Origin of the sequence: Sphingobacterium haloxyli (genome assembly GCF_002980525.1) — a bacterium.
Taxonomy (GTDB): Bacteria; Bacteroidota; Bacteroidia; order Sphingobacteriales; family Sphingobacteriaceae; genus Sphingobacterium; species Sphingobacterium haloxyli.
Genome location: NZ_PVBQ01000071.1, coordinates 1 through 255, shown reverse-complemented (window position 1 = coordinate 255; position 255 = coordinate 1). Strand labels below are relative to the sequence as shown.

The window sequence follows — 255 nt, the reverse complement described above, 5'->3', positions numbered from 1 at the left end:
CCTACATTCAGGCATTCAATGATGGAAACAAACGAACAGCGCGAATTGTCAGCAATGCCATTCTGATTGCCAATCAGTATTGCCCGATTTCCTTTAGGACGATTGATTCCATCGAATACAAAAAAGCGATGCTGATCTTTTATGAGCAGAACAACATCAGTGTTTTCAAGGAAATATTTATGGAACAATTCCGGTTTGCCGTCAAAACTTATTTTTGATGCCGTAATAGTCCTAAAAGGTATCGGCACCCGCAAT

1 pseudogene is annotated in these 255 nt (G+C 40.0%); it reads left to right on the top strand.

What is annotated here, in order from left to right:
• A pseudogene (locus C5745_RS20000) lies at positions 1 to 218 on the top strand (Fic family protein); the annotation flags it as partial.
• Positions 219 to 255: the final 37 nt, after the last annotated feature.